Here is a 26,573-nt window from a genome sequence, read left to right on the forward strand (position 1 = left end):
GGGTTGCAGGGGCAATTTCTAGAAACTATCAGAAATTTCTATTTAGTTTCTAGAGTCAGAAAGTGTTGATTTACGAGCAGAATCTCCATAGCGTTGATGCCACACAGTGGTGAAGCAGCATCCAGAGACCAGCAAAGTTCCGAAACTTTCCGAATATTTCCATCCTGAATCCTACGGAGAAACATGCAGACGTACCGAGTGGCCATCGTGGGCACGGGCGGCATCGCAGCAGTTCACGCATCCAACCTGGCCCGCACCGACAACCGGGCCGAGCTCGTGGCCGCGTGCGACGTCGACGACGCACGCCTCCAGGCCTTTGGCGATGAACACGGCATAGTCGGCCGCTACCAGAGCCTCACCGAGTTGCTGGCTGAGGCAAAACCAGACATCGTGCATCTCTGCACCCCGCCGATGATGCACATTGACCAGGCGATTGAGTGCCTCGAGGCCGGCGCGCATGTCCTTTCCGAGAAGCCTCCGGCCCTGAGCCTGGCCGACTTTGACCGGCTCAACGACGCACAAGCCAAGGGTGGCGCCCAGTTCTCGTGCGTCTTCCAGCACCGCTTCGGCGACGCCTCAACCGCGGCCCGAACCCTGATCGGCGGCAGCGATTTCGGCCGCCCGCTCGTGGCCCGCTGCGACACCCTCTGGTACCGGCCCGATGAATACTTCGACCTGCCGTGGCGGGGCACTTGGAAAGCCGAGGGCGGCGGGCCCACCATGGGCCACGGCATCCACCAGTTCGATCTCCTCCTCCACCTGCTCGGTCCGTGGGAAGAGGTCAGCGCGATCGCTTCCAGGCAAGCCCGCGCCACGTCCACCGAGGACTTCTCTGCCGCGCTGGTCCGCTTCGGGAATGGCGCCGCCGCCACCGTCATCAACTCCCTGCTCTCCCCGCGGGAAACCTCGGACATCCGCGTCGACTGCGAGTTCGCCACCATTGAACTCAGCCACCTCTACGGCTACGGCACCAAGGACTGGACCATCACGGCAGCGCCCGGACACGAGGACGCCGTGTCGGAGGCCTGGACCGGGCAACCATTGGAGCGCGGAAGCGGCCACTCAGCGCAATTCCTCGCCATGTATGACGCGCTCGACGCCGGACTGCCCCTCCCAGCCGGCGCGGACTCAGCGCGCCAAACCCTGGAGTTCGCTGCCGCGATTTACGCATCGGCCTTTACCGGCCGCCCCGTGCGCCGCGGAGAAATCGTCCCCGGCCATGCCTTCTACGAGGGGATGGACGGCGAAGGGCGCGGCACCCGCGTCCTCGCCTCCACAGTCCGCCTGTAAACCCGAACCCAACCGGAGAACCCTTATGGCCACCTCAACGCAGACCTCACTGACCGATACCCTCAGCTACATCGACGACGGCCGCTCCCTGACCTTTAAGGTCGGGGCCCAGGCCATCGCCACGTACACGTACCACGCCACGGACGAGCAGTACGAAAGCCCGCGTCCCTTCTTCCACCCACTGACCACCTTGGAAGGGGACGAGGTCACCATTTCAAGGCCATGGGACCATGTGTGGCACAAGGGCCTTTCGTGGGCGTTGCCGAATGTGGGCGACCACAATTTCTGGGGCGGAGCCACGTACACCCGGGAGACCGGCTACGCGAACCTGGACAACAACGGGGCCATGAACCACCAGGCCTTCACGAGCATTGAGGAGTCCGGGTCAGGAATCACTGCCACGGAATCCCTGCTCTGGACTGGACAGCCGGCCCAGGGCGGGCAGGAGGGCGCACCCCTGATCAAGGAAAGGCGTCGCTTTAGCGTCCAGATCCTCCCAGCCGACAACGCGTGGGCGCTCCTGTTCGAAACCACCATGGACAACGTCTCCGGCGCTGAGATCGGCATCGGCAGCCCCACCACGGAAGGCCGCGACAACGCAGGATATGGCGGACTGTTCTGGCGCGGGCCGCGCTCCTTCACTGGCGGCGAATTCCGCTCCGAATCCGGGGCCGGGGCTGATGAGTTCATGGGCACCCGCTCGCCGTGGATCGCCTTTACCGGGCAGCACGACGCAACGTGCCGGAAGTCCAGCATCATGTTCGTCGAAGACCAAGCCAACCCGGGCGCTTCCAACCAATGGTTCGCCCGCTCTTCCATGTTTGCCTGCCTCGGCTCAGCGCCGTTCTTCAGTGAAGTAGTCCCGCTGAAGGAGGGCAAACCGCTCACGTACCGGTACGCCGTCGTGATTGCCGACGGTTCCCTCGCCGACCACCAAGCTGCCGCCCTTGCCGACGCTGCCGCAGCCGCGCTGGACGGTTGGGTCTAACCGTGTGCAACTCGTTCCCGGGCGCCACAGCGGTTTCTGAGGTCAGCATTTACGACTGGCCCGGGATGGACGGTGCGGCCGGCGGCTCTCCGCATCTGCACACGGCGTCCACCGAGGCGTACGTGGTGCAGCAGGGGACCGGCCGCCTGGAGACCCTCGACTCGCGCGGTTTCACGTCCACTCCGCTTGCACCCGGGACGGTGGTCTGGTTTACGCCGGGCACAGTGCACCGCGCCATCAATGACAGCGGTGACCTCAGGGTCCTGGTGGTCATGCAGAATGCAGGGCTGCCAGAGAATGGCGACGCCGTGATGACCTTCCCGCCCGAGCACCTGGTGGACGTCAAGGCCTACTCACGTGCCGCTTCCCTTCCTTCCCGGGACGCCGACGGCGGTGACGCGGCTGCGGAGGCGGCCGCGCGCCGTCGTCGGGACCTGGCTTTGGAGGGGTACCTGGAGCTGAAAGCGGCTGTACTTGAGTCAGGAGTCGCGGCGCTCGCCGATTTTCATGCGTCCGCCGCCCAGTTGGTGAGCGGCAAGACCGGCGCCTGGCGGGGGTATTTGGCCGGGGGCGCGCAACGCCAGGCGGGTTTGACGGGGCAGCAGTTGGAGTCTCTCGAATCAATGGAAAGTTTCTACTTGCAAGATGCGAGGACTACGATGGGCGAACGGAAAACCCGCAGGATCTATGGCATGTGTGGCCGGATCCAGGCGTGGGAACTTTCCGAAACTGCAAACGCCGGGACGTGATTCCCGGCTTGAGAGGTGGGGACCTATGGTGACCAAGCAGGACTCGGGGCGGGCTACGATCAGCGAGATCGCGCGCGAGGCCGGAGTGTCCGTGCCTACGGTTTCCAAGGTCCTTAACGGCCATGCCCACGTCGCCGCAGCCACGCGGGCGAAGGTGGAAGAGATCATCGCCAAGCGTGACTACGCCCGCCGGCCGGCCAAGCGCAGCAAGAAAGCCGGGCTCATTGACCTGGTGTTCCCTGGCATGGGCTCGGAGTGGGCGTGCGAAATCATCGAAGGCGTGGAGCGCGTGGCCCAGGAAGCCGGTTACGGAACGGTGGTCAGCAGCCTGTCGCTGGATGGCTCGCGCATTCGACCATGGCTGGCCAACCTTGCGGAGCGAAAGTCCGACGGCGTCTTGCTCGCCGTCTATGAACTGGACTCCAAGCAGATCCAGCGCATCAAGTCCCTAGGCATTCCCGTGATCCTCATCGACCCTGTCGGGCAGCCGGGGCCGGACCTCATGACCGTGGGGGCCGCCAACTGGGACGGGGCGTTCTCGGCCACCGAGCACTTGTTGAAGCTTGGTCACACCCGGATCGGCATGATCGGTGGGCGTGAGGATCTTCAGTGCAGCGGTGCCCGTGAGGATGGGTATGTGGCGGCGCTGCGCCGTGCCGGGCTTGATGTCGATCCTTCGTTGATGGTGCCAGGCGATTTCTCCACCGAATCCGGGGCCCGGGGGACCGAGGCCCTGCTGGCACTCCCCGAACGGCCCACAGCGATCTTCACCGGCAACGATGCGCAGGCCCTTGGGGCGTACCGCGCCGCGCGTTCGGCCGGGCTAAGGATTCCCGAGGACCTCTCCATCATTGGCTTCGACGACATTCCCGCCGCGGAATGGATCGAGCCAGGCCTGACCACCATCCGCCAGCCAGTGGTCCAGATGGCAGAAACCGCCATGCGCGCGCTGCTCCGGCACCTCGAAGGTGATGAGGAATTGCCGCAGCGCATCGAGCTGGGAACTGAGCTGGTGGTGAGGGGCTCGACGGCGGCGCCGGCGTCTTAGGGGCCGTGAGCCTCCACGGATTGCAGGAACTCGACGGATTGCAGGAACAGGGGCACTAGAGGGTCCTTGGTTCCGACCAGCCAAGCGGTTCCGATGCTCCACATCGAGGACTCGAGGTGGAGAGGCACCAGCTGTACGCCTTCAGGAATGATGGCGGAGGTGCTCTCCGGAACTATGGCGGGGCCGGCTCCGGCGGCGACGAGCGCCAGCACTGTGAGCAGGTCCGACGTTTGGTACAGGACATGTGGATGTGCGCCAAGGTCCGTGAACAGCATGCCGGTTTGAGCCGCCAGGCCGGGGCCGCGTTCCGGATCCAGACGGATGACGGAGCAGCCGTCGAGGTACTCCCGGAGTGATTCACGCGTGGATGGGGGGACCGGGTCTGCGCTGGGAATCGCAAGGGCCAGGCGATCGCGGCGAATCATCCGGGTGGCAATATCTTGTGGGGCCGGCAGGCGAACGAATCCGATACCGAGGGCCCCGCTGCGGAGTGCATCGAACTGCGCCGACGATGACATGTCTTCCAGCCCGATATCGATCGTGGGGTGTTTGGTCCGGAAATCGGCCACGGCGCGCGGGGCAACGTCGATCGCCGACATGCCGAATCCGACGTTCAGCACACCTTCTGCTCCACCTGCCACACGTTCCATTCGCTGGGCGAGCGCATCCGCCCTGCGCACCAGGTCAATCGCATCGGCAAGCAGTACTTCACCGGCATTGGTCAGCGTTGCCCCGTGTCGTCCCCGGGTGAACAACAGGCTCCCGGCTTGCCGCTCCAGGAACTGGATCTGCTTGGTCAGATTGGATTGGGTGGTGGAGAGCGACTTCGCTGCCAGCCCGAAATTCCCGGTCTCCGCGACGGCAACAAAGGATCGCAATAGCCGTATTTCCATTTATGGACCGTAGTTCCATTCCGAATAGGAATCAAATGGGCGCAAGATTTCATTGGACGGAATGTTTGGAGGCGACCAGCATGGGAGGTGTCCAAACCCAAGGAGAAACCAATGCCCGCCACCCCCACCCTTCGCGCTTCAGTTGTTCAGTTCGAAGCGGTCCCCGATCGCCCGGACCTCAACCTGAAGACCATCCGCCGCCTGGCAACCAAGGCCGCAGAGGACGGTGCCCGGATTGTCGTGTTCCCGGAAATGTGCCTCATCGGCTATTGGCACCTCCGCAAGCAGACCCCTCACCGTTTGCGCCAACTGGCGCAGTCCGAGGATGGGGTACAGGTCCGCGCTGTCAGGGAACTGGCCGAAGAGCTGGACCTGGGAATCGGTATCGGATATTTGGAGGTCGATGGCGAAGGGCAGCTCTACAACTCCTACTCCCTTTGCCTTCCGGACGGCACCGTTCGCACCCATCGGAAACTGCATGCGTTCGAGCATGATTCCATCAGGAGCGGATCGGAGTTCACAGTGTTCGATACGCCCTGGGGAATCAAGGTGGGAATCCTGATCTGCTGGGATAACAACCTGGTGGAGAACGTTCGCGCCACGGCGCTGCTCGGGGCAACGGTACTCATTGCTCCGCACCAGACGGGCGGCACAAACTCCGTCAGCCCTCGTGGCATGAAGCCGGTCCCTGCCGAACTGTGGGACAACCGTGAAACGGATCCCGCGGCGATCGAGGCTGCCTTCCGTGGCCCCAGCGGACGCGGGTGGCTTATGCGGTGGCTGCCCGCCCGGGCCCACGACAACGGGATTTTCGTTCTCTTCAGCAACGGGGTGGGCCGCGACGACGATGAAATCCGGACAGGGAATTCCATGATCGTGGATCCCTACGGATCGATTGTGGCCGAGACCTGGGTAGCCGATGAGGCTGTGGTGACCGCCGATTTGGACCTTGGCCTCACACCTCTGTCAACCGGGCGCAGATGGATTCGTGGGCGCCGGCCCGAACTCTACGACATCCTGATCCGTCGGCAAGGAAACGAGGTGGATGCACGGGCGGCGCGCTTTTCCACGGAGCCCGTCCAGGGCTAGTGGCCCCCCGGCGCGCCCGGGGCGCCAAGGAGCAGGCGGTGCCCGGTCCGACGAATCACCGCGCGCCGGTCAATGTAGCTGCAGGTCAAGGCCTTGCGCGCCGCACTTTGTACCGTTGATCGTTGGGCGATAAGGTATTGCCAGACCGTTTTGCAGAGGGCGGCCCTTTTCGCTCCTTTGCTGTCTGCTGGGGACGCATTTCAGTCAGTAGGAACGTGCATGGTCAACCCCCGCCCTGAGCAGGAAGCTCTCCAGAATGGCTACTTTTTGGATCTGGTCCTGGGCAGCGAAGACGTTGAGGCATTTCTCAGCGATCTAGCGGCTTTCTCAGCCGAGAGCCTCTCGCATCCTGACGCCACCGTCTTCTGCGGTATCACCGTTCTTCGCCGTAAGAAGTCCGCTACTGCGGCCAGCAGTGATGACCGTGCCCGCGTGATGGACGAACTTCAAAACGACTTTGAGGGTCCGTGCCTGACGGCCATGGACAAGCTGACCGCCGTCCTGGTGCCGGATCTGCTGCGAGAGCATCGCTGGCCGGACTATGTCGAAGCTGCGTCGCACCAAGGGCTGCGGTCCATCCTCAGCGTCCCGCTCCTTGTGGAGGGCGACACCCGTGCAGCCCTGAACCTCTACTCGGAGCTGACCAACGCGTTCAGTGAGTCCGATGTGGAACACGCCGAGGTCTTCGCGTCGCATGCCTCCAAATCCCTGCGTCTTGCCCTGAAGATCGCCCAGCTCAGCGATGCCCGGAACGACCTCGCAGCAGCCATGCAGTCCCGCACCGTGATCGACCTCGCGGTCGGAGCGATCATGGCGCAGAACAAATGCACCCAGGAAGAGGCCTTCACCATCCTTCGCACGGCCTCCAGCAACCGCAACATCAAGCTGCGGCACCTGGCGAAGTCGATCATCGCGGCTGTTTCTTCGGGGAAAGTCACGACGCACTTCGAGGAGTAGGGCGTCTACCGCCGCAGGGCACCGTCCCACACCAGTTTCACTGCGTTCCGCACGCGTTCCTTCGTTTCAGCGATGGACACGGGATCGGACCCCGGCGGGCGCACCACGAACTGGTAGTAGTACAACCCGTTGATGAGATCGATCATCGCCTCAACATCCACGTCCGGTGCCAGCTCGCCGGCGGAAATTCCGCGGCGAATCTCCGCGGCGATGGGTTCGCGGCGCCGTGAGACATGCCGGTTCCAGGACAGTGCTCGGAGTTCATCGTTCTCCAGGCCCATGGCCACGCGCTTCTTCACCAGTGCACCCACTCGGCCGTCCACGTCGATCGCCGCTTCCTCGTAAGAGGCGAGGATCGTCTCCAGTGTGGTGTCCCTGCGCTTGAATCCGATGGTGGACCGAACACTGTCCAATGCTGCCGCAAGGAGTTCCTCGCGGCTGCTCCATCGCCGGTACAGTGCAGCACGGCTCACGCCTGAGCGCTCGGTAATCGCCGAGACCGTCACGTCACGAGTATCCCGCTCCAGCAACAGTTCCACTGTGGAGGAGAGGACGGTGGATTCCAGTGCGGTGTCGCGCGGCCTGCCCGGTCGACGGTCGGCAACTGCCGTGGCGGCCCCGGTGTCAGGCATCCTCAACCACCAAGCGCTCACGGAGCTGCGCGATGGTGGCATCGGAAAGCCCTGCACGCCGGACAGGTTCCAGCACACTTCCGTGCCGCTCAATCAGCAGAGCCTGCATGGCCTCCATCGACTCCGCGTGGGCACCCATCATGGCGCCCATGCCCTTGATGGCTTCCTCATCCAGGACACGGTCCGGCATGAGCCCGCCCATGATCGCCCGGAGCCGCGGGAACAGTTGCGGCAGGCGGGTGGCCGTCACTGCGTAATCGGCGGAGATGGTTTCCGGGGTAGCGCCCAAGGCTGACAGCACGACGGCGGCGAACACTCCCGTACGATCCTTGCCGGCCGCGCAATGGAAGACGGTTGCGCCGTCGGCCATTGCTACCAGCGTGACGCCAAGGGCGAGTTGCCGGGCCTGGGTTTCGAGAAGGTTGGCGTACCACGCGCCGACATGTGCAGGAGTAGTGGCAGCGGTCATCATCTCGTGGCTGATGTCTTCCGGCGATGAAACCGAAGCCGTCAATGCGAGGTGGTGGTAGCTCACGCCGGGAACCGTCAACGGTCCCCGCCCGGTGAAGAGTGCCTCCTCAGGTGAGCGGAGGTCGATGACTGACGTGACGCCGTCGTCGATCATTTGCTGGGCAAAAGCCGCCGGCATCACCGAGACATCATCGCTGCGGAGCAGCACGCCGGGACGCGTAGTGCCGCCGGAAACGGGCAGGCCGCCGAGGTCGCGCAGGTTGACGGGGGAGAGATCCAGAGTTTCCAAAAGAGAGTTCCTAGCTGAGCTTGGCGCGGATGAAGGCGCTGACCCGGTCGATGATGGTGACCAGCACGACGATGCTGATGATGATGGCGCAAAGGTGTCCGTAATCGTACATGCGCATTGCGGTAGTAAGCTCCAAGCCGATGCCACCCGCGCCCACCAGGCCCAGGATGGTGGCGCCGCGGACGTTGCCTTCGAAGAGCAACAGTGTGTAGCTGACCAGCAGCGGCGCCGCTTGGGGGAGGACTGCATAGCTGATGATTTGGCGCTTGTTGGCGCCCACAGCGGTGAGGGCTTCCACCGGTCCGGGCTGCACGGATTCCATGGCTTCGGCGTAGACCTTGCCAATGGATCCCACTGAGCCCAGCACGATCGCGAGGATACCGGCGAACGGACCCAACCCCACGGCGGAAACGAACATCAGCGCGAAGATGAGTTCCGGGACGGAGCGCAGCACGTTCAGCACAGCCCGGCAGGAGGTGTAGACCCAGCGCGGGGCAATGTTGCTGGCCGCGCCGAAGCTCAGCAGCAGCGAAGCCAGCGCGCCGAGGACCGTGCCCACCAACGCCATCTGCAGGGTCTCGACGAGCAGTTTGATGATAATGCCGAACTTGTCGAACGTCGGCGGGAAGAGGCGGCCCAGGAAGTTGCCCATGTTGGGGATGCCGTCCAGCAGCTTCTCCGGGTTGAACCCGGCGCCCATTCCGGCCCAGACCAGCACGACGGCGACTATCACCCAGAGCGCAGCGCCACGTGGTGTGGGGAGGCCGAAGGGACGCGAAAGCCGGAGCCGGTCGGCTTCGGGGAGGCTGGTGTTGATGGTCTTTGCCGCCTCTGCGGGGGCTTCAGTTTTCGAGGAGCTCAGTGTCTGTTCCATAAATCTGGTGCACCTCCTTTTCCGTGATGGTGGTGGCGGGGCCGGCGAACACGAGCTCACCGGAGTGCAGGCCAAGGACGCGATCGGCATAGCGGCTCGCGAGACCCACCACGTGCAGGCTCACGATGACGGGGATCTGTTCCTCGCGGGCGATGTCGCGGAGCAGGCCAAGGATGTTGCCGGCGAGCCGCGGGTCCAGGGACGCGACGGGTTCGTCGGCCAGGATGAGGCGCGGCTGCTGCATGAGCGCACGGGCGATCGCGACGCGCTGCTGCTCACCGCCGCTCAGGCTCCGGCACGGCTGCTTGGCCTTGTGCGCCAGGCCTACCCGGTCCAGCAGTTCCAGCGCCATGGTCCGCTGCGCCCGGCTGAACGTGCCCAGCATGTTCACAGGCCCGGCCGAGTGGAGTCCGCCGGTCAGCACGTTGGTGAGGGCGGTCAGTCGCGGCACCAGGTTGAAGTGCTGGAAGACATAGCCGACGTCGGATCGCAGCTCGCGCAGGCCGGTCGGGTTCTGCTGGGCTACTGAGCGGCCGGCTACTTCCAGGCTGTCAGCGGTGAAGGGGGCGATCCCGGTGAGGGTCTTCATCAGCGTGGACTTGCCGGATCCTGAGTGGCCCAGCAGCGCCACGACTTCGCCCGGGTACACGTCCAGGTCGATCCCGGCCAGGGCAACCTGATTCCCGTATTGGACCCGCAGCCTGCGTGCGCGGACGGTGGGCGTCGCCGACGAGGCGAGTGCCGCCGTCGTGCCTTTCGTTGGTGACAAAAGGCTCATCGGAGGTCCTGGAGATCAACGCCGATGGACTCGGCCACGTCAACCAGCGGAGCGTACGTGCTGAATTCCGGGTCAGCCGTGGGTTCGCCGCTGATCCCGAACGTCTTGGAGACCTTCTCGTTGGCGGTGATGAGGGCGGGGAGTTTGGCCTTGAGTGCTTCGCGGGCGTCGTTGTCCAGGTCTTTCCGGACCACGATGGAGATGCCGACGGGGATGGGGTCCGACTTGGCGATGACGGTGATCTCGTCTTCCTTGATAACGCCCTTCTGGACGAACGTCGGGTACAACTGGCGGGCGGTGCAGGCGACGTCAACGTTGCCGTTGGCGAGGGCCAGGACGGCGGAGTCGTGGGAGCCGGCGAAGGTGCTCTTGTAGTCGGTGCCGTCCGTGAGTCCGGCCTTGGCCAGGAGTGCCTTGGGCATGAAGTAGCCGGTGGTGGAGCCGGGATCGATGAAGGCTACCTGCTTGCCCTTCACGTCGGCGGGGGACTGGATGCCGCTGTCCTTCTTGGCCAGGCAGAAGCTTGCGGGCTCGGTGCTCGCGGGCCACACGAGGAGCGGATCCACGCTGTCGGTCTTGTAGGCGAGGGCCGCGGAGAACTGGCTGAGGACGGCGACGTCCACCGAGCCGTTGCGGACTGCCTCAACCACGCCGAGGTAGTCGGCCGGCTGGAGGTTGGTGATGGTCCGGCCGGAGGCGTCCCCCACCATGGTGGCGAGGTCGGCCATGATGGCTTGCTCGTCGGGATCGTCGGTACCCGGGGGCGTGGCGAAGACGAGCTCGGTTGTGCTCCTGTTTGCTCCGGCGGCGTTGGCGTCGCCGGAGCAGCCAGCGAGGGCTCCGATGGCCAGAATACCGATAAACGAAGTTGCGATGATGCCTGCACGAGCGTGCATGGTGGTGCCTTCCGTCATGTGTTGGGGGTGACGGGAATTACGAAACCAGCAGTATCTGAATCGGAATTACGAGACTGCCGTACTTCAAATGGCGGGGAGGTTAACTGTTTGCGCTCGCATGAAAAGTCCGCCCTGTGACCCCGTTTCGTGACCCGAGGCAACAATGGAGCAGACTGGGTTGGGTGACCGCCAACAAACCCCGCCCCGGCCTCGCGATCGCCGCACTGAGCCTCGGGACGGCGCTGAATCCGCTGAACTCGTCCATGATCGCCGTCGCGTTGGTGGTGCTGAGGGAGCATTTCGAGCTCGACGTCGCCACCGTCACCTGGGTCATCACCTCGTTCTACCTCGCGTCGGCCGCCGGCCAACCGCTGATGGGCCGGCTCGCCGACCGTTTCGGCCCGCGCCGCCTGTTCATGTTCGGCATGGCTTTGGTCGCTGTCACCTGCGCCATCGCTCCGTTCCTGCCCAACTTCGCGCTGGTCTGCGTGGCCCGCGCGCTCATGGCTGTGGGGACCGCGACGGCGTACCCGTCCGCCGTCGTGATGGTCACCGAGCTGAGCCGGTTGGCTGACTTGCCGTCCACGCGGCCGTTGGGCCGGATCCAGATGGCGAACACCTCGGCCGCTGCCGTCGGACCTGTAGTGGGTGGGCTGTTGGTGAGCCTGGTCGGTTGGCAGGCCCTCTTCGCGATCAACGTACCCATCGCCTTGCTGGCTCTGTTTGTTGTCCGCCAGACGGCGCCCGCGGATTCCGGGCGCGAGACCGGCAGGCTCGGCCAGTTGATCCGCGATTCCGACATCCCCGGCATCCTCGCCTTCGTCACCTCGCTGATGCTGGCCATGATGGCGCTGCTCAACGTCATGCCCGGCTACCGCTGGTATTTGCTTGGCGCCGCCACGGTGATCGGCGCGCTCTTCGCCTGGCGCGAGCTGCGCTTCCAGCCGCCGTTCCTGGACCTTCGCTTGCTGGGTCGGAACCGGCCGCTGCTGCTGGTCTACCTGCTGTTCGTCGTGTTCAGCGGGGTCTACTACTTCGCGTTCTTTGGCCTTCCGCAGTTGCTGCAGGAGGCAGGCCATTACGACGCCGGTGTAGTCGGCTTGCTGATGCTGCCCCTTGCGGCGTTGTCGGTGGTGGTGACGCCACTGACGGTGCGGTTCATTGAGCGGTTCGGCGTGCGTCCTGTGCTGATCACCGGCGTTCTGATCCTGACCCTTGCCGCGGGAACGCTCGGTTTCCTGACCATGACTTTGTGGGCGCCGCTGGTGTTCGTGCTCACCGCGTTGATGGGCGTGCCGTATGGGGTGGTGAGCACCGCGTCCAACCAAGGGCTATACGTTTCTGCAAGGCCCGAGGAAAGGGGAGTGGCGGCCGGCATCTTCCAAACCTGCCGCTACCTCGGTGCGATCACTGCGACCGTGTTGATCGGCGTGCTCTACGGCCCGGGCGTGAACCAGGCGAACTGGGGCATCATGGTCCTGGTGATGCTGGGGCTCAGTGCCGTGGTGCTGGTGCTGGCTGTCATGTGGCGGAAGCCCGCGGTTTAGGGATTCAGCGGGATCAGCAGCGCCGCCGCGCCTGCGATCGACAGGGCTGCGCGCAGGTGGTTGGCCGGAACCCAGCCCCGCAGGTACGGGTTCCAATCCTGGCTGGAGCCTTGGGCCAAGCGGTTGTTGAGTGGCACGTTGATCGCCATGGTGGAGAGAAAACCGGCCAGGCAGGCCGCAGCGCCTGCCACCCGAAGCGGCGGCTGGCTGCCGGGATCGACGACGGCGGCAATCACCACGCCAGCGGAGGCGGCGGCCGAGCCGAAGAACAGGATCATGAACGGTGGGGTTACCGCCTTCTGGTTGATGGCGTTCATAGCCGCAACCGCGTCGCTTGCCGGCCGCATCCGGAGTGCGGGCATCACAAGTGCGGAGAAGGCGAAGTAGAAACCGCCCACCAGGGCCGAACCCGTTCCGGCTGCTACGGGAAGCCAAGTGCTCAAAGTTGTCATGCCTCAAGCCTGCCCTCGCCGGAGTGGACGATGAATAGTCAAGGATCCACTTTTCATACGCAGACGTCTAAGCTGACCGCATGGATCCTCTATCGCAGTTCCTGACTGGCCCACGGGCACAGGTGGCATTTGCCCTCCGCGTGGTGATGGATCCACCCTTCGCCATTGACGTCCAGGACCAGGCCGCCCTGACGGTGATCGTCGTGGTGCGCGGGGAAGCGTGGATCACTGCGGACGGTGCTGAACCTCAACTCCTCCGGCAGGGTCGGGCTGCGACAGTCCGTGGGCCGGAGCCCTATATCGTTGCTGATGCGCCCGGCACGGAACCCACGGTGGTTATCGATGCCGACCAGTCATGCCGCACCCCCAGTGGCGAAAAGTTGGAGCTCACATTCTCACGAGGTGTGTTGACGTGGGGCAACAGTGCCGTCGGCGAAACCGTCCTGCTGATCGGCACGTACCAGTCACCGGCGGCCGTGGGCCAGTTGGTCACGTCAGTGCTGCCCAGACTGGCGGTCTTCGCGGAGGAAGACCTCGACGGCGGCCTGTTGGGAATGTTGGAACGCGAACTCACGCAACAACGGCCTGGACAGGAAAGCGCGCTGGACAGGCTGTTGGATCTTCTCCTGTTGAACCTTGTGCGTGCCAGCGTGGAACGGGGGGACGCACCTCAGGGACCGTGGGCGCATGCGTCCCGCGAACCCGTGGTTGCCCGGGCCCTCGAACTCCTGCACCAGGAGCCGGCGGCGCCGTGGACCGTGGCCGGGTTGGCGCTCAGGTGCCACGTCTCCAGGGCCACCATGGCCGCCCGCTTCCGTGCCGCCGTCGGGCAGTCACCCATGGCGTACCTCAGCGCGTGGCGACTGGCGCTGGCTGCTGACAGGTTAGCCTCCAGCAGCGCGACCACCGCAGTCATCGCGGAGGAGGTTGGCTACAGCAATGCCTTCACGTTCAGTGCTGCGTTTTCGCGGGAATACGGCGTCAGTCCGAGCGGATACCGGCGGTCTTCACGGGCGGCAAGCAGCCGAACCGAAGACGCCAGTAAATCATCTGCCGGGGACCGGCGCCGGTGAGCGTCGCGAAATGTAGCATCTGAGGGAGACGGCCAACAACCGTGCACTTCGGAGAAAGCGGAACACCATGTCACCCAGTCCCGATGGAATCGCCACTACCGTCAGTAAGACGTTCAGCCGCACCACCCAGGTGTCCACCACCGTCAACGCCAGCCCAGCCACCGTGTGGAAGTTGCTGACCACGGCGTTTGATTATCCGCGGTGGAACTCCACGATTGTTTCGGTGGAGGGCGAGATCAAGCCCGGATCCACCATTCAGTTGGTCTCCACACTGGATCCCAACCGTACGTTCAAGCTCAAGGTCAAAGAGTTCGAACCGTCCAGTCGGCTGGCCTGGGGTGACGCGATGGGAACCCGCGTCTACACGCTCACGGAAACCAATGGCGGGGGGACCCTGTTCGAGATGAACGAACGCATCGGCGGGCCGATTTTCCCGCTGTTCGCCAATAAGATCCCGTCGTTCGACGCCAGCTTTGAACAGTTTGCCGCCGACCTGAAAGTTGCCGCCGAGAACACCGCCTGACTTTTAGCTGCTTTGCCGGTTGAGGAACTCCTCGTGCTGGCGGTGGGCTTCGGTCACTTGCTCGCGGATCTTGTCCACGTCTTTGGCCTTGTTCCGGTACTTCAACGGCATCTGGACGATCTGCGCTTCTTCGGCCGTTAGCGCGCGGTAAATGCGTTCGCGCTCGTTGGCGTCGGCGGTGTAGTCGAGGTCGAGGTAGTCGACGGCGTGACGGCGGGCGTTGTTGATGGCGGTCTGGGCCTTGCCGGCCGGGCTGATCAGTGAGAGCACCACGGTGACGACCAGGACGCCGATGATCACACTCAGCGAGAGGCCGGTGGTGATCTCGATGACGTTCACGTGCTCGCCGTCGTTGATGAACGGCAGGTTGTTCTCGTGCAGGGCGTGCAGGATCAGCTTGACGCCGATGAACGCGAGGATCGCTGCCAGGCCGTAGGAGAGGTAGATGAGGCGGTCCAGCAGGCCGTCGATCAGGAAGTAGAGCTGGCGCAAGCCCATCAGCGAGAACGCCGTGGCGGTGAAGACGATGAAGACGTTCTGGGTGAGGCCGAAGATCGCCGGGATCGAGTCGAGCGCGAAGAGGATGTCCGTGCCGCCGATAGCCACCATGACCAGCAGCATGGGAGTCAGGGCACGCTTGCCGTTGACCATGGTGAAGAGCTTGTCGCCGTCGTACTTATCCGTGGTGTGGAAGAGCTTCTTGGCGAGCCGGATGATGAAGTTGTTCGCCTGGCCGTCCCCGTGGTCGCCGGGCTTGAGCAGGTTGCCTGCTGTTAGCAGCAGGATGAGGCCGAAGATGTAGAACACCCACGCGAACGAGTTGATCAGCGCGGCGCCCAGGAAAATGAAGCCGGTGCGGGCGATCAGTGAGAACACGATGCCGAAGAGCAGGACCTTCTGCTGATCCTCACGCGGCACCCGGAAGCTCGCCATGATGATCAGGAACACGAACAGGTTGTCGACCGAGAGGGCCTTCTCCGTGATGTAACCGGCGAAGTACTCGGACCCCATCTGCCCGCCGCCGAATATCAGGACCAATACTCCGAACAGCACAGCCAGGCCCACGTAGATGGAGGACCAGATGGCCGCTTCCTTGAGTGAGGGGACGTGGGCCTTCCGGATGTGGAAGAAGTAGTCGAAGGCCAAGAGCGCCAGAATGACGACGATGGTGATGCCCCAGATGAGGGGAGAGACAGTCATATGATCCTGCTTTCGTGAGGCGCGCGAGTGGTGTTGCTCACCGAGGGTCAAACTCTTTGTCTAAATTTACCGGGAGTGGTGGGGCGGGTGGTAACCGAATGGCAGGATCTTTATTCAAGGGGCTAACCCCGGAGCGTCCACTCGTCCTGGTTGTGCTCCCGATGCCAGTGTTGACGAGGCTCCCCGGATTCACGGACGACGTCGTTGAGCCAGAACGTGGTGTCGGGGTTCCAGCCGGCGATGACACTCGCCGTTCCTTCGGCCGGGTCCACTTCAAGTGCGCGGCCGGCCAAGTGAAGGTAACCAGCGACGGTGAGGTGGACAGCATCCCATCGTGAGCTTGCCCTTTCCCAGTCAGGGATGACCCAATGTCCGTCCCGGCCCGTCGTGCGGAACCAGTCGTGTCTGCGGGATGCGGTGACTTTCAATGGGAATTCCCGGCATAGCTGGATCCAATCCGCAGCTGTCCCGATCTCCAGGATCTGTCCGGTTCCGGCGACTGGGATGGCGGTGGCGTTCTCCCATCCCAGCGAGTCCTCCACCAGATCCAGGCCCTGCGGAATCTGCCCAGTGGACTGCATGAGGTTGTGGGGTATTGACCACCACTCGCCTCCCACGTTGGCCCTGATGTCTGCACGGCGTTCCCGCGCAGCACGGACCTCCCCGGCCCGTTGGTTGCGCGCCCACTCTGCCAGCTTCTGTCGGGGATTTCCGGCGAGTGGCGCAGGGTCTCCCGCCGAACGCCAATCGATGCTCCACTGCCTCACCTCAGCCTCACGGGTCCACGATTCTGCGGCAGGTGCCCGAAGAACACCGTTTGCGACGTAGGCCAGCGCCCTCGCTATCACGGACGCGGCGGCAAGAACGTCCTCGCCGTCCGGTTCCTGCCAATACCGGGCGGTATCAACGGCCCGCTCCAAAGCGTTCTGAACCAGCTGGTTGGTGATGCCCTTGAGATCCAAGGACGTGATCAATGCTGCGAGCTCATTCACAGTCGGCTCTGGCGGGGGAGGCGGCACCTCGCCCGAGGGAGACATGGTCAACATCCTCCGCGACCTGCCCGCCCCAGGATCGAGTTTGTATCCGAGGTGGAAGACGGCGATCCGGATCTCTTGGTCCATTTCCATCGCCAGTTCGAGGCACAGGCGGCGGCCTCGGGGGCCCTGCAGCAGTGAATCCATGGCGCTAAAGGGTTCTGCGAAGGCGTATGCCTCCGCTCACGTTAGTCAGGCGCGGCTTTGCAAAAAGCCAGACCACAACACCGAACAGCGGCGCCACGAAAAACAGCAACACCCACAGGATCCGGGCAATTTGATCGAGGCCGTCTTGCCGTAGGACATCGAAGATGGCCCAAATGTTCGCTCCCATGACGAACACCGCGGACAGTCCCGCCAGCGACGCCAAGACCCATTCCCAAGCTTCCATGTCGTCCCCCTCGAACCAGCCGGTTCGGTCCAAACTAGCACTCGCGCTGCAAACGTACGACGCCGGAGCCCGCCTTCGTGCCGACGGCTTGGCTCGCGCTCTGGTCGCCTCAGACCAACGCGGTCATGACGTTCCAGATCGGAGAAGGCTCAGTGGTGGGCTCTAGCTTTTACGCCTCCTGACGAGCCAACCAGCACCGATGGCCGCCACAACAGGCCCACCCAAAAAACTAAACCACAACGGCAATAGGGAATCGCCGGGGTCGATTTTCTGCTCATCAATCACGTAGCCGGCGATATTCATGCCAGTTATTGCGCCGACAAAGAGGACGCACCCCGCCACGATCAACACGACAGGAGCGTGGAAAAACAGTGATTTCATTTGTTCCTCTCTGACCCCAGTCGACCGCGTCGACGAACCAGCACAACAGGGCCATGAGGTCCTGATGCATGACCGACAATGATCACGCAGCCGGGATTATTCTGAGCAGATAGAAACGACTCACAGAGGTAAAACCGATGGCCTAGGTGGTGGCACGGCCGCAAAACCAGGGTTCTCGGGTGACCACCTAAGTGTAGCCAGCGAAAAATGAGTGGTTAAAGCGATCGTCTAGGTGGTGACAGCACCCGCCATGTTCATACCTGTGCATTTGGTTGCCACAACCGCACAGCCGGCAAGAAACTCCTTGAGGAAACCCACTCAATGAGGAGCCCCACTTGCACCCACAACCCATGGCCAGGCGTCTGGCAGCAATTGCCGCATCTGCGGCACTAACGGCGGCAGCGCTGGCAACCGGAATCGCAGCCAGCCCAAGCGCAACCGCAGCTGAACTACCACCCCCGCCCACCGGCGTCGTGTATGCCAGCGACGTTCCGTGGGCCAGCATGAGCAACGGTTGGGGACCGGCGGAACTGGACATGAGCAACGGAGGCCAGGCGCTGGGCGACGCCAACCGGAGGCCGCTGACCATCGGCGGCACTGTCTATCCCAAGGGCATTGGCACGCACGCGGCTTCGTACATTTCCTACAACCTGGGCGGCCAATGCCGGCAGTTCCTGGCGCAGGTTGGCGTGGACGATACCCAGGGAGACCGCGGTCGCGTTGACTTCAAGGTCCTGGTGGACGGGGTGGAACGGTTCGCGGGGGAGCGGACGGGGACGGACGGGGCCTTGCCCGTCAATGTGGATCTGCTGGGCGGCACCACCCTGCAGCTCAAGGTGGAGACCGGCACGGAAGGGAACGGCAACGATCACGCCGACTGGGCCGACGCCAAAATCAACTGCTCGGACGCCTTCCTCGCAGCACCGCTGCGCGTTGAGGGCTCAGCCGGGACCAACCTCAACGGGCTGGTCCCCGGGACGCCAGCGACCGTCGTCGTGCGTGACCTTAAACCGCTCAGCCCCGTTAGCCTGGGCCTCCGCGGCGAAAACGTGGCCGACGCCGTTGCTGACGCCACCGGGGCGGCCACCATCACCTTTGTGGTGCCAACGGGAGCTGCGGGCGGGACCACCGAACTGGTCGCCACCGGCACCGGGCCGTTCGATGTGGCCACCACAGGCAAAATCGGCGTGCTCATTGTGCAGATCAGCGATGCGAAGTTCTATGTGGATTGCTCGGCCCCTGCTCCAGGTGACGGCAGCCAGGCAAGCCCGTTCAACTCGATCGCCCAGGTGAACGGCCACAGCGCGTTCAATGCTGGCGAGTCGATCCTTTTCCGGGCTGGCACCAACTGCACCGGCTCGCTCACGCCGGCTGGTACCGGCGTCGCCAACCATCCCATCACGCTCTCCTCCTACGGTGAGGGCGATAAGCCGACCATCAACGGCAACGGTGCAGTGGCAGCCATCCAGATCACCAACGCGAGCCATTGGACCGTCAGCGGATTGCGTGTGGTGAACCCGTCGGACACTCCGGTGCGCAGGGTCGGGATCCTCTTCGAGAACAGCGGAACGGCGCAGACTGCCGGGATTGTGGTCACTGGCAACCATGTGGAGGACGTGGCAGGGTGGCGCAATAAGGCCACGGACGGCGCGGGCTTCGCGCAGTCTGCCGGCATCATGGTGCGCACCTGGGGCAAGGGATCCGTGGATGGCATCACCATCACCGACAACGAGGTCAACGACGCTGCCGGTGGCGGCGTGAAGATCTCCGCTCCCGATACCACCGAGCGCTACAACACCAAGGTGTACGTTGCCCGGAACGAGATCCATGACGTGGGCGGCGACGCCATCGTGATCCATAACTCTGACGCGCCGCTCATCGAGCACAACAGGGGGCTCAACCTCGGCCAGGGCGCCCACCCCTATGAGGGCGGCAACTTCGCGGGCATGTGGCCGTACAACTCCAAGAACCCGGTGTTCCAGTTCAACGTGGTGGGCAACAGCACCACCTCCACGTATGACTCCACCGCCTGGGACTGCGACATGAAGATCGTGGGAACCTGCCTCTTCCAGTACAACTACTCGTACGGGAACGCCGGCGGCTTCTACCTCAACTGCATCTCCAACTGCGGTGGCGGTGCTACGGCGGCGAACGTGGTTCTGCGCTACAACATCGCCCAAGACGACTGCCGACTGGGCGGCAGCAGCAGCGGCACCGGCAAGCACTACATCTACAACAACACCTTCTACTGCCCGTCGCGTGTGTTTTTGGATGACATGACCGGCCCACGCGAGGTGCGGAACAACCTGTTTGTGGCACCGGGCGGCGTTCTCAAATCCGCTGCTGCTGTGTATGCGAACAACGCGTACTTCGGTGGCATCCTCCCGCCTGCTGGCGAGACGGGTTCGGTGCTGGGTGATCCCCATTTGGTGGCTGGCGGTTCGGGGCAGACCACGTTGGACGTTCCCGGGTACAGGCTTGCTTCCGGGTCGCCGCTGCTGGGCGCTGGCACTGTAGTGGCCGACGACGGCGGCAGGGACTTCTTCGGTAACCCCACCTCGGGTGCCGGTTCTGTTGGGGCTCCTGTTGGGGCCTCTGTTGGGGCGCCAAACATCGGGGCCTACCAGGGGCCGGGTGTTGCTGTTGCTCCTTTGCCTTTTGCTTCGTTGCTGAATCAGACCTCCGTGGCGAATGCGGCTAACCCTCGGAACGGAGCTGTTTCTTCTGACCGCCGGACGTTCTCTGAGGAGGCGTTGGCTGCTGCCGGGCTTGGCTCGGGCGAGCCGTACTCGGCGTTTGGCGTCTCCTCCGTATGGCATCCGACGGCTGTGGGAACGCCGGACACTGTGAAGGCTGCGGGTCAGGAAGTAGCTCTTTCCGGCCGCGGGCGGACTCTGCTGGTGACGGGTTTCTCCACCGGCAACGTGTCCTCCGGGGTTGCGACAGTGCACTTCACTAACGGTCAGAGCCGGACCGTGACCATTGCGCTGCCGAACTGGCGCACCGGGGTGGCTACGGATACTTCGGTGGTGGTGGCGTCCTCGGCCTATCACCAGCGGCACACGCAGGCTTACATCGGTGGGCCGTCGACGGTGGTGCGGGTGGATGAGCCGGCACGTATCTTTGCCACGAAGATCGACATTCCGCCGGCGTTTGAGGTGTCCAGTGTGACGTTGCCGCAGGGGAGTGCCTTGGTGAACGAGGGGCTGAACATCATGGGTATCGCTGTGGGGAATCTGCCGCCGGGGTTGCGGTAGTTTCCTTGGTTGGTTGAGGTCAGAGTGTGGGATCCGCTGGAGGGGGCGGGTCCCATACTTGTTTCATCGTGGGGTGCTAGTGAAGGTGGTGCCCGCAAGAGGCCATCCCCGCTCCCTCGCGAACCCCTAGACGCGGCTAGCGGCCACTCATTTTTGGGCTTTTCGGCACTTGTTTTCACTCTGGCAGCACCTAGTTCGGAGCACGTCGCCACCTAGACGGGAAATGGCGGGTGCACGATGTGCGGGTCAACGAAGACCGTTCTTCACTAGGAGGAAGCATGATGTCGGAGCAGGCAAGCAGACATTTCGTGGCCTTCCGGCGCAAGCAGCTGGTGAAAATGGCCAATGAGTAAGGCCAAACAGTTCTCGCTATGCCTGTCCTTGATTTCCGGCGCGGGCATATCATCCGTGGGTCTGGTCCCTCCGCCGCTCGTATACCTCGTTGGCCTACTTCTCATGTCTCTCCTCGTCGTTGCCACCACGTATTACGGGCGTTGGCGATGGGTTCCACTCGGGGTGGGGTCGGCACGCGCGGCCGCTTTGGGCTTGGGAAGCGTGGCGGCGATGAGCACCGCATTAATTTTCAGGGGAGGCGAATGGATTTTTGTTCTCATTCCCTTACTCAGCCTCGCAGGGACCGTTGGCATGTTCCGCTGGCTAACCAGACACGGGCGCTTCGTGAGCTCAAAGGGAACGGACCTCGCCTGAGTGTGAGGTCCGGTTCAGACTGCCTTCGTCATTAATATGCCCGCCGATCACGCGGCGCCCAATCGAAAGAGGGAATGATGAGCAAGGTACCGCATCCATTGCAAGTTGCTGGGTTCTTCGCAATGGCCATCATCTTTGCGACCTGGCAGCCGTTTGTTTGGTGGCGAGGCATTGGGGTCGCCGTCATGCTTGGTTCCGGGCTGTATGGCTCGTACCTGTTGTGGCGGAGCAAGCTCAAAGAGTCCAGCCAGGAGCCTAGCGAGCGTGAGTGACCGGCAAGATGACGATGGCCTGTGGACTAACGTCTGCAGGCCATTTCTTTATTGGTCGGTTTTTTCGTCGGGGCGAAGGCGATTCTGCAGATCAGGGTCACCCAAGCCGGCCACGAAGCCGAAGTCGTGTTTTCCATTATCGGGTGGGAGCTCGCGCTCCAATTTCAGTGCCGACGTGGGTGTCAACAGGGTTTTCGCGATGCCGCTTTCTGTTTCAAAGGTGAAGGACCCAAAGATTGTCGGGTCAATGCGGTGCCTCAGCAGGAGTGTCGTGTCCGGGCCATTCACTTCACAAGCGACCGGGTGATAGTCGTCCAGGTGCCGGCCCCAAATGGGCAGGGAGAGTGGGAACGAAAGCTGGACAGCTTCAGGAAACGAAAACGGGATGCGATCGATGGAAAGGCGGAAATCATCGACTCCATCCGTCTGAAGTGTGAGGGAGCGGGGGTCGAATGTTCTCGTAGGCCCGTCAGGCAACTCCGTCGCAGACCACATGAAGGCCCTTGGGTGCACCGAAACTGAATGCCTCACCAAGTGGTTACCGCTTTGGCAATACGAAATGCCGCTGTAGGCGCTTGCCTGTCCGCCGCCCAGCGCTTTTCCGATTGCGATCGCCAGCTGCTCAGAGGAAGTGTCCACGCCTCATCCTCGCACGGGGGAAGCTACCCGCTTAGGAGGGTTCGCCGTCGTCGTTTGTTAGCAGGAACTCGAAGCAGCTGCCTGGGGTGCAAGTACCGCCAGCATCTGGACAATGTTCCAGAGGTCCACCAAAGCCGCATACCCCAAGCGGTTCCTGACATCCCGGAACGCGTACTTCGCCCTGTATGCCGCGGCGCTTTGTGATTGGACTGAGGGCACGACGGCGGAGGGTGCCCTCAGTGCCAACCGCTTGACTGACGCTTACCCCGAGCTGGTCAACGCGCGCGAGGAGGCCGGGCGTCGTCAGGGGGAGTGCATGGCACCTAGACGAGGCAGGCGACCACTCATTTTTGAGGTTTTCGGCACCTAATTGTGTCCTCGCAGCACCTAGTTTGGCGGTTTTGCCACCTAGACGTGGATTTGCAGGCGCAGGCTGTGCGGGTCAAGAAAGATGGTTCTTCACTAAGGAGCAATCATGATCCTGAAGCGCATGTGCGAGATACCAGGTGGCTTGGTAGTTGCCGCGGGGTTGGCCTTCTCGGGTTGGTCATTATGGCCTGCTGTTCACAGCGAACTAGAGCTCAATTCTTGGAATGACTCATGAGCATTAGGAACATAAAAAAGGTGTTTTCAATCTCTGCTCGGAAATTCAAGAGTCATATTGTCGTCCTCATCTTGTGCTGCTGTGCCGCCGCAGCAGGCGGGTGGGCGGCAAAGGCGGTACTGCAACCGGCTCCTGACGTCAATGAACCAACGCAGTTTACGTACGTTGAGGCCGTATCTGGCACGGTTGGGTCGACCATCGATGTCACGACCTTGGCGTCCTGGGTTGCGACACCGGTAGCCGCGAACCGCGCGTCCGGTGTTGTTACCGAGGTATTCGTCCAATCGCAAGCTGGCGACGTGCTCGGCCAAGGTTCCAATTTGTATAGCGTCAACCTCCGTCCAGTAGCGATCGCAGTCGGCGCCGTTCCTTCCTTCCGAGATCTTCAGGTGGGCGACACGGGCGGGGATGTTGGCCAACTAGAGCAGATGCTGAAGGACAGGGACCTCTTCAATGGGGCGGCTGACGGTCGGTTCGACGACGGCCTCACTGAGGCTGTCAAACGGTGGCAAAGCTCCCAAGGTATTGATGCGACAGGCGTGGTCCGTGGCGAGGATGTCGTATTCGTGCCAGCTCTTCCGGCCCGTATCGCCCTTGACACCGGAGTCATTGCTCCAGGACTAAATGTTGTTGGTGGAGAGAAAGCCATTAGCGCTTTTGCGGCTCAGCCCAGCTTTACCGTCAGAGCATCGCCAGCGCAGGCCTCTTTGATGAAACCCGGGGCCGTCATCGAGATTAGGGCACCCAAAGACGGACTTGTCTGGACGGGAGTAGTCCCGGCTTCGGGCGCCTCAAGTGATGGGCAGGGTGTCAATTTTGAGCTCAGCGGCGGGGCGGAGAAGACCATCTGCGGCTTGGATTGCTCCATCGTTCCGCCTGAAGGCCGTGAGCTTCCGTCCAAATTGGTTGTAGTTGAACCGACGACGGGTCTGACGCTACCAACCGCTGCGATCCTGTCTCAACCCAATGGTGAGCTCGAAGTTATTGATCGGGAAGGCGTTCACCATAAAGTTCGGATCACTATGAGTGCTCTTGGAATGAGCATCATCGACGGGATCGATCCAGGTACGTCGGTGCGAGTCCCTGCGAGGTCACGTCAGGGGGCACCGTGACTGCCCATCCGCTGGTGGCTGCCAACCTCAGCTTCGGATACACAAAATCGGATCTGATTATCGAAGATTGGTCGGAACAGTTCAATGCAGGAGAGATGGTTGCCTTGGCGGGGGCTAGCGGACGCGGGAAATCAACGCTGTTGTATTTACTGGGTTTGATGCTGGGGCCTTTGAGCGGCGAAATCATGGTGTTCGGAAGAAATGTAACCAGATTAAGCGACGCGAGTCGTGCCGGCCTGCGTGCCCGCAATTACGGATTTGTTTTTCAAGATGCCGTCCTGGATTCTTCGAGAACAGTTCTCGACAATGTCGTGGAGACTGCCCTGTATAGCGGGCTCAAACGTGATCTCGCTGTTGCCCGTGCTCATGATCTCTTGAGGCAGTTTGGTGTTGAAACCCGTTCCGACCATAAGCCCGGACAGATTTCAGGCGGCCAAGCTCAACGGATTGCGCTCTGCAGGGGACTGATGGGCAATCCCCCTCTTCTGCTTGCCGATGAGCCCACCGGAAATCTGGATGCTGAAAGCTCCCGAGCTGTGATTGATGCTCTGCGCCAACGGGCCTTGGAAGGAGGCACTGTGGTGGTGGCAACCCATGATCCGCGGGTAATGGACAGCTGCGACAGGGTGATTGGACTATGACGCTCCCTCTCCCATTCCTCCGCGAAGTTATCTTGACCGTGACCAGCCAGAAGGTCACGTCAGCAATGTCGATCATTGTGATAGCGGGCATGTGCGTTGCCGTCCTGCTCACCACAGGCCGAACCGCCGGCGTTGGGCAATCTGTTCTCGAGTCCATCGACTCCGCAGGAACGAGATCAATCGCCATCCGGAGCGACCCAGACTCTGGTCTGAACACGGCCATCTTGGAAAGAATCAAAAATGTCGAAGGTGTGGAGTGGGCAGGAGCCTTCAGCTCGGCTTTCGACTCAAGAAACGCCCGTGTGATTGGCGGCAACCCCGTTCCAATTCGAGAGCTTTACACGTTCGACCCCGAGTATCTGGGTTTGGAACAAACCTGGGCGCCTGCAGAAGGAGCGTTTGCCTCATCTGCTGCAATCGCCGAGCTTGGGATGTCCTACCCGAGTGGCGGTCTATATTCAGCTGGAGCATCTCGGTCGTACGAGCTGGTTGGTGACATCCAGGTGCCGGATTTTCTCCAATTCTTAGAGCCCTTGGTCCTTGTACCACGTTCAATAGAAGGCGAACACGAAGGGCCGAACGCGATCAGTCTTCTAGTAGTAATCGCCGAGCGCGCAGAGCTGGTAAGTCCGATAGCTGCAACACTGACTTCGCTGCTGGGAATCACCGACATCAGCAAGGTCACTCTCGAAACTAGTGAGCAACTGGCATCACTTCAATCGAAAATACATTCTCAACTCAAAAGTTATAGTCATGAACTTGTGATGGGGATCTTCTTTGTCACGGTCGTTCTTGTCATGGCGGTTTTTTCAACCCACGTAATGATTAAGCGAAGAGAGTTCGGTAGGCGACGCGCATTAGGAGCTACGCGCCGTTTCATCACGATGTTACTGATCTGCCAAGCGGGCATCATGAGCTTGGTGGGCGCTGGGACCGGGGCGATAGTTTCGGCAGGTGTTCTTCATTGGGAGAGAGCACCGCAGCCGCCGCCTGACTTCTATTTAGGAATTGTAGTTCTGGCAGTTCTGGTAGGAGTTATAGCTGTGGTGTTGCCTGCATATTTAGCTTCGCATCGGGATCCCGTGCGTGAGTTGCGAGTTCCATAGAGTTACTTTCATCCAGGAATTAATGCAATAAATAATAGAAAGCATGGTAGCTATGAGTCAACGATCACGAAAGATGGCTGACATGACAGCACATAGTTTCAGTCGGATGCCAATATTCATGGTTGGCGTTCTCGTTCTCCTGTCCGGCGGCGTTGCTGGATGCGATTCGTCGACTCAGGCCAACGAGCTGAAACCGGCTATGGAACGATTTCCCACGCCTCTGGATTTAGCCACCGCACGAGCAAGCTGCCTGCAGGGAAAAGGATGGGACTCCAAGGTCCTTGAGGAGGATGCAACCATCGCGACCACGGTAACTGAGGTGCAGCAACGGAAGTTTGAAGAAGATGATGCTGCTTGCTTCGCGGAACTAGGCGTGGATCCCAATCGCGAACCGACGACGGCCGAATACGACGTACTTTACAGCCAGTACGTGGAAGGCAAGAGATGTCTCGAAGAAGCAAAGCACTTCATCTCTTCCCCACCTTCCAGGCAGGTGTTTCAGGAGACCTATTTGACCGATCCGTGGATTCCCTGGACAGAAGTTCCAGCTCTTGATCGTGATCTGGCTATGAAAGAGTGCCCAATGCCACCGCCGATTTACTAATATATTGCTTTGTATTTATATATTCCGAACGTGTCTCGTTATGGCGAGCCATCAAGGCTCTCAATTATAACTTTC

The 26,573-nt window shown here is 62.1% G+C and carries 27 protein-coding genes; 15 read left to right on the top strand and 12 right to left on the bottom strand.

Going from position 1 to position 26,573, the window contains the following annotated elements:
• The first annotated feature begins 183 nt into the window (after positions 1–183).
• Genes J3D46_RS10625 through J3D46_RS10640 form a run of 4 tightly spaced genes read left to right on the top strand, consistent with a single transcriptional unit; the run spans position 184 to position 4,075 of the window.
• Positions 184–1,290, top strand: a complete 1,107-nt coding sequence (locus J3D46_RS10625) for a Gfo/Idh/MocA family protein (protein WP_253466934.1) — start codon at positions 184–186, stop codon at positions 1,288–1,290.
• A gap of 25 nt (positions 1,291–1,315) precedes the next feature.
• Positions 1,316–2,278, top strand: coding sequence for a PmoA family protein (locus J3D46_RS10630; RefSeq protein ID WP_253466937.1), 963 nt, complete (start codon positions 1,316–1,318; stop codon positions 2,276–2,278).
• A gap of 2 nt (positions 2,279–2,280) precedes the next feature.
• A complete protein-coding gene (locus J3D46_RS10635; RefSeq protein ID WP_253466940.1) occupies positions 2,281–3,027 on the top strand; it encodes a cupin domain-containing protein in 747 nt (248 codons plus the stop codon).
• Between the two features lie 25 nt (positions 3,028–3,052).
• Positions 3,053–4,075 carry a LacI family DNA-binding transcriptional regulator gene (locus J3D46_RS10640; protein WP_231341651.1) on the top strand — a complete coding sequence of 341 codons (1,023 nt, stop codon included), beginning with the start codon at positions 3,053–3,055 and terminating at the stop codon, positions 4,073–4,075.
• Here the strand turns inward: J3D46_RS10640 and J3D46_RS10645 are convergent.
• Positions 4,072–4,968 carry a LysR family transcriptional regulator gene (locus J3D46_RS10645; protein ID WP_253466943.1) on the bottom strand — a complete coding sequence of 299 codons (897 nt, stop codon included), beginning with the start codon at positions 4,966–4,968 and terminating at the stop codon, positions 4,072–4,074. The two genes, J3D46_RS10640 and J3D46_RS10645, sit on opposite strands and share 4 nt — an antisense overlap.
• Positions 4,969–5,079: 111 nt before the next feature.
• On the opposite strand from J3D46_RS10645, the gene J3D46_RS10650 reads away from it, so the two are divergent.
• A complete protein-coding gene (locus J3D46_RS10650) occupies positions 5,080–6,057 on the top strand; it encodes a nitrilase family protein (RefSeq protein ID WP_253466947.1) in 978 nt (325 codons plus the stop codon).
• A gap of 219 nt (positions 6,058–6,276) precedes the next feature.
• Positions 6,277–7,014: a GAF and ANTAR domain-containing protein gene (locus tag J3D46_RS10655; RefSeq protein ID WP_231341654.1), complete on the top strand. Its 738-nt coding sequence runs from the start codon at positions 6,277–6,279 to the stop codon at positions 7,012–7,014.
• Positions 7,015–7,019: 5 nt separating this feature from the next.
• Here J3D46_RS10655 and J3D46_RS10660 read toward each other — a convergent pair whose 3' ends face one another.
• Genes J3D46_RS10660 through phnD form a run of 5 tightly spaced genes read right to left on the bottom strand, consistent with a single transcriptional unit; the run spans position 7,020 to position 10,954 of the window.
• Positions 7,020–7,646 carry a TetR/AcrR family transcriptional regulator gene (locus J3D46_RS10660; RefSeq protein ID WP_231341655.1) on the bottom strand — a complete coding sequence of 209 codons (627 nt, stop codon included), beginning with the start codon at positions 7,644–7,646 and terminating at the stop codon, positions 7,020–7,022.
• Complete coding sequence (locus tag J3D46_RS10665; protein WP_231341656.1) at positions 7,639–8,406, bottom strand: tyrosine-protein phosphatase; 768 nt, start codon at positions 8,404–8,406, stop codon at positions 7,639–7,641. The genes J3D46_RS10660 and J3D46_RS10665 overlap by 8 nt, the downstream gene beginning before the upstream one ends.
• Before the next feature lie 10 nt (positions 8,407–8,416).
• On the bottom strand, positions 8,417–9,280 hold the full coding sequence (gene phnE, locus J3D46_RS10670) for a phosphonate ABC transporter, permease protein PhnE (protein ID WP_253466950.1): 864 nt from the start codon (positions 9,278–9,280) through the stop codon (positions 8,417–8,419).
• Positions 9,249–10,058, bottom strand: a complete 810-nt coding sequence (gene phnC / locus J3D46_RS10675) for a phosphonate ABC transporter ATP-binding protein (protein ID WP_253466953.1) — start codon at positions 10,056–10,058, stop codon at positions 9,249–9,251. The genes phnE and phnC overlap by 32 nt, the downstream gene beginning before the upstream one ends.
• Positions 10,055–10,954, bottom strand: coding sequence for a phosphate/phosphite/phosphonate ABC transporter substrate-binding protein (gene phnD / locus J3D46_RS10680; protein ID WP_253466956.1), 900 nt, complete (start codon positions 10,952–10,954; stop codon positions 10,055–10,057). The genes phnC and phnD overlap by 4 nt, the downstream gene beginning before the upstream one ends.
• A 182-nt stretch (positions 10,955–11,136) precedes the next feature.
• Here phnD and J3D46_RS10685 point away from each other — a divergent pair, with 182 nt between their 5' ends.
• A complete protein-coding gene (locus J3D46_RS10685) occupies positions 11,137–12,501 on the top strand; it encodes an MFS transporter (protein WP_253466960.1) in 1,365 nt (454 codons plus the stop codon).
• On the opposite strand, the gene J3D46_RS10690 is transcribed toward J3D46_RS10685, so the two are convergent.
• Positions 12,498–12,953, bottom strand: coding sequence for a DUF1772 domain-containing protein (locus J3D46_RS10690; protein WP_253466963.1), 456 nt, complete (start codon positions 12,951–12,953; stop codon positions 12,498–12,500). The two genes, J3D46_RS10685 and J3D46_RS10690, sit on opposite strands and share 4 nt — an antisense overlap.
• Positions 12,954–13,033: 80 nt before the next feature.
• On the opposite strand from J3D46_RS10690, the gene J3D46_RS10695 reads away from it, so the two are divergent.
• Positions 13,034–14,026 (top strand): AraC family transcriptional regulator, encoded by a 993-nt coding sequence (locus J3D46_RS10695; protein WP_253466966.1) that lies wholly within the window; start codon positions 13,034–13,036, stop codon positions 14,024–14,026.
• Between the two features lie 67 nt (positions 14,027–14,093).
• The gene (locus J3D46_RS10700; RefSeq protein ID WP_253466969.1) at positions 14,094–14,549 is read left to right on the top strand and encodes an SRPBCC domain-containing protein; all 456 of its coding nucleotides are present in this window, start codon (positions 14,094–14,096) and stop codon (positions 14,547–14,549) included.
• 3 nt (positions 14,550–14,552) lie between these two features.
• Here the strand turns inward: J3D46_RS10700 and J3D46_RS10705 are convergent, their stop codons facing one another.
• The 4 genes from J3D46_RS10705 to J3D46_RS10720 all read right to left on the bottom strand — a co-directional run bounded on the left by J3D46_RS10705 (position 14,553) and on the right by J3D46_RS10720 (position 17,555).
• Positions 14,553–15,749: a TerC family protein gene (locus J3D46_RS10705; protein ID WP_253466972.1), complete on the bottom strand. Its 1,197-nt coding sequence runs from the start codon at positions 15,747–15,749 to the stop codon at positions 14,553–14,555.
• Positions 15,750–15,871: 122 nt separating this feature from the next.
• Positions 15,872–16,930, bottom strand: a complete 1,059-nt coding sequence (locus J3D46_RS10710) for a hypothetical protein (RefSeq protein WP_253466975.1) — start codon at positions 16,928–16,930, stop codon at positions 15,872–15,874.
• Positions 16,931–16,934: 4 nt separating this feature from the next.
• Positions 16,935–17,174, bottom strand: coding sequence for a PLDc N-terminal domain-containing protein (locus J3D46_RS10715; RefSeq protein WP_253466978.1), 240 nt, complete (start codon positions 17,172–17,174; stop codon positions 16,935–16,937).
• 162 nt (positions 17,175–17,336) lie between these two features.
• On the bottom strand, positions 17,337–17,555 hold the full coding sequence (locus J3D46_RS10720) for a hypothetical protein (protein ID WP_253466981.1): 219 nt from the start codon (positions 17,553–17,555) through the stop codon (positions 17,337–17,339).
• A 335-nt stretch (positions 17,556–17,890) separates the two neighbouring features.
• Between J3D46_RS10720 and J3D46_RS10725 the strand changes: the two genes are divergently transcribed.
• A complete protein-coding gene (locus J3D46_RS10725) occupies positions 17,891–20,812 on the top strand; it encodes an NPCBM/NEW2 domain-containing protein (RefSeq protein WP_253466984.1) in 2,922 nt (973 codons plus the stop codon).
• A 1,028-nt stretch (positions 20,813–21,840) separates the two neighbouring features.
• On the opposite strand, the gene J3D46_RS10730 is transcribed toward J3D46_RS10725, so the two are convergent.
• Entirely contained in the window at positions 21,841–22,287 is a 447-nt protein-coding gene (locus J3D46_RS10730) for a hypothetical protein (RefSeq protein WP_253466987.1), read from the bottom strand.
• A gap of 256 nt (positions 22,288–22,543) precedes the next feature.
• Here J3D46_RS10730 and J3D46_RS10735 point away from each other — a divergent pair, with 256 nt between their 5' ends.
• The 5 genes from J3D46_RS10735 (at position 22,544) to J3D46_RS10755 (ending at position 26,498) form a co-directional block, all read left to right on the top strand.
• Complete coding sequence (locus tag J3D46_RS10735; protein ID WP_253466990.1) at positions 22,544–22,801, top strand: hypothetical protein; 258 nt, start codon at positions 22,544–22,546, stop codon at positions 22,799–22,801.
• Positions 22,802–23,031: 230 nt separating this feature from the next.
• Positions 23,032–24,147, top strand: a complete 1,116-nt coding sequence (locus tag J3D46_RS10740; protein WP_253466993.1) for a peptidoglycan-binding protein — start codon at positions 23,032–23,034, stop codon at positions 24,145–24,147.
• Entirely contained in the window at positions 24,144–24,788 is a 645-nt protein-coding gene (locus J3D46_RS10745) for an ABC transporter ATP-binding protein (protein ID WP_253466996.1), read from the top strand. The genes J3D46_RS10740 and J3D46_RS10745 overlap by 4 nt, the downstream gene beginning before the upstream one ends.
• 65 nt (positions 24,789–24,853) lie before the next feature.
• On the top strand, positions 24,854–25,894 hold the full coding sequence (locus J3D46_RS10750) for an ABC transporter permease (RefSeq protein WP_253467000.1): 1,041 nt from the start codon (positions 24,854–24,856) through the stop codon (positions 25,892–25,894).
• Positions 25,895–25,976: 82 nt separating this feature from the next.
• A complete protein-coding gene (locus J3D46_RS10755) occupies positions 25,977–26,498 on the top strand; it encodes a hypothetical protein (protein ID WP_253467003.1) in 522 nt (173 codons plus the stop codon).
• Positions 26,499–26,573: the final 75 nt, after the last annotated feature.

It is taken from the genome of Paenarthrobacter sp. A20 (genome assembly GCF_024168825.1).
Taxonomy (GTDB): Bacteria; Actinomycetota; Actinomycetes; order Actinomycetales; family Micrococcaceae; genus Arthrobacter.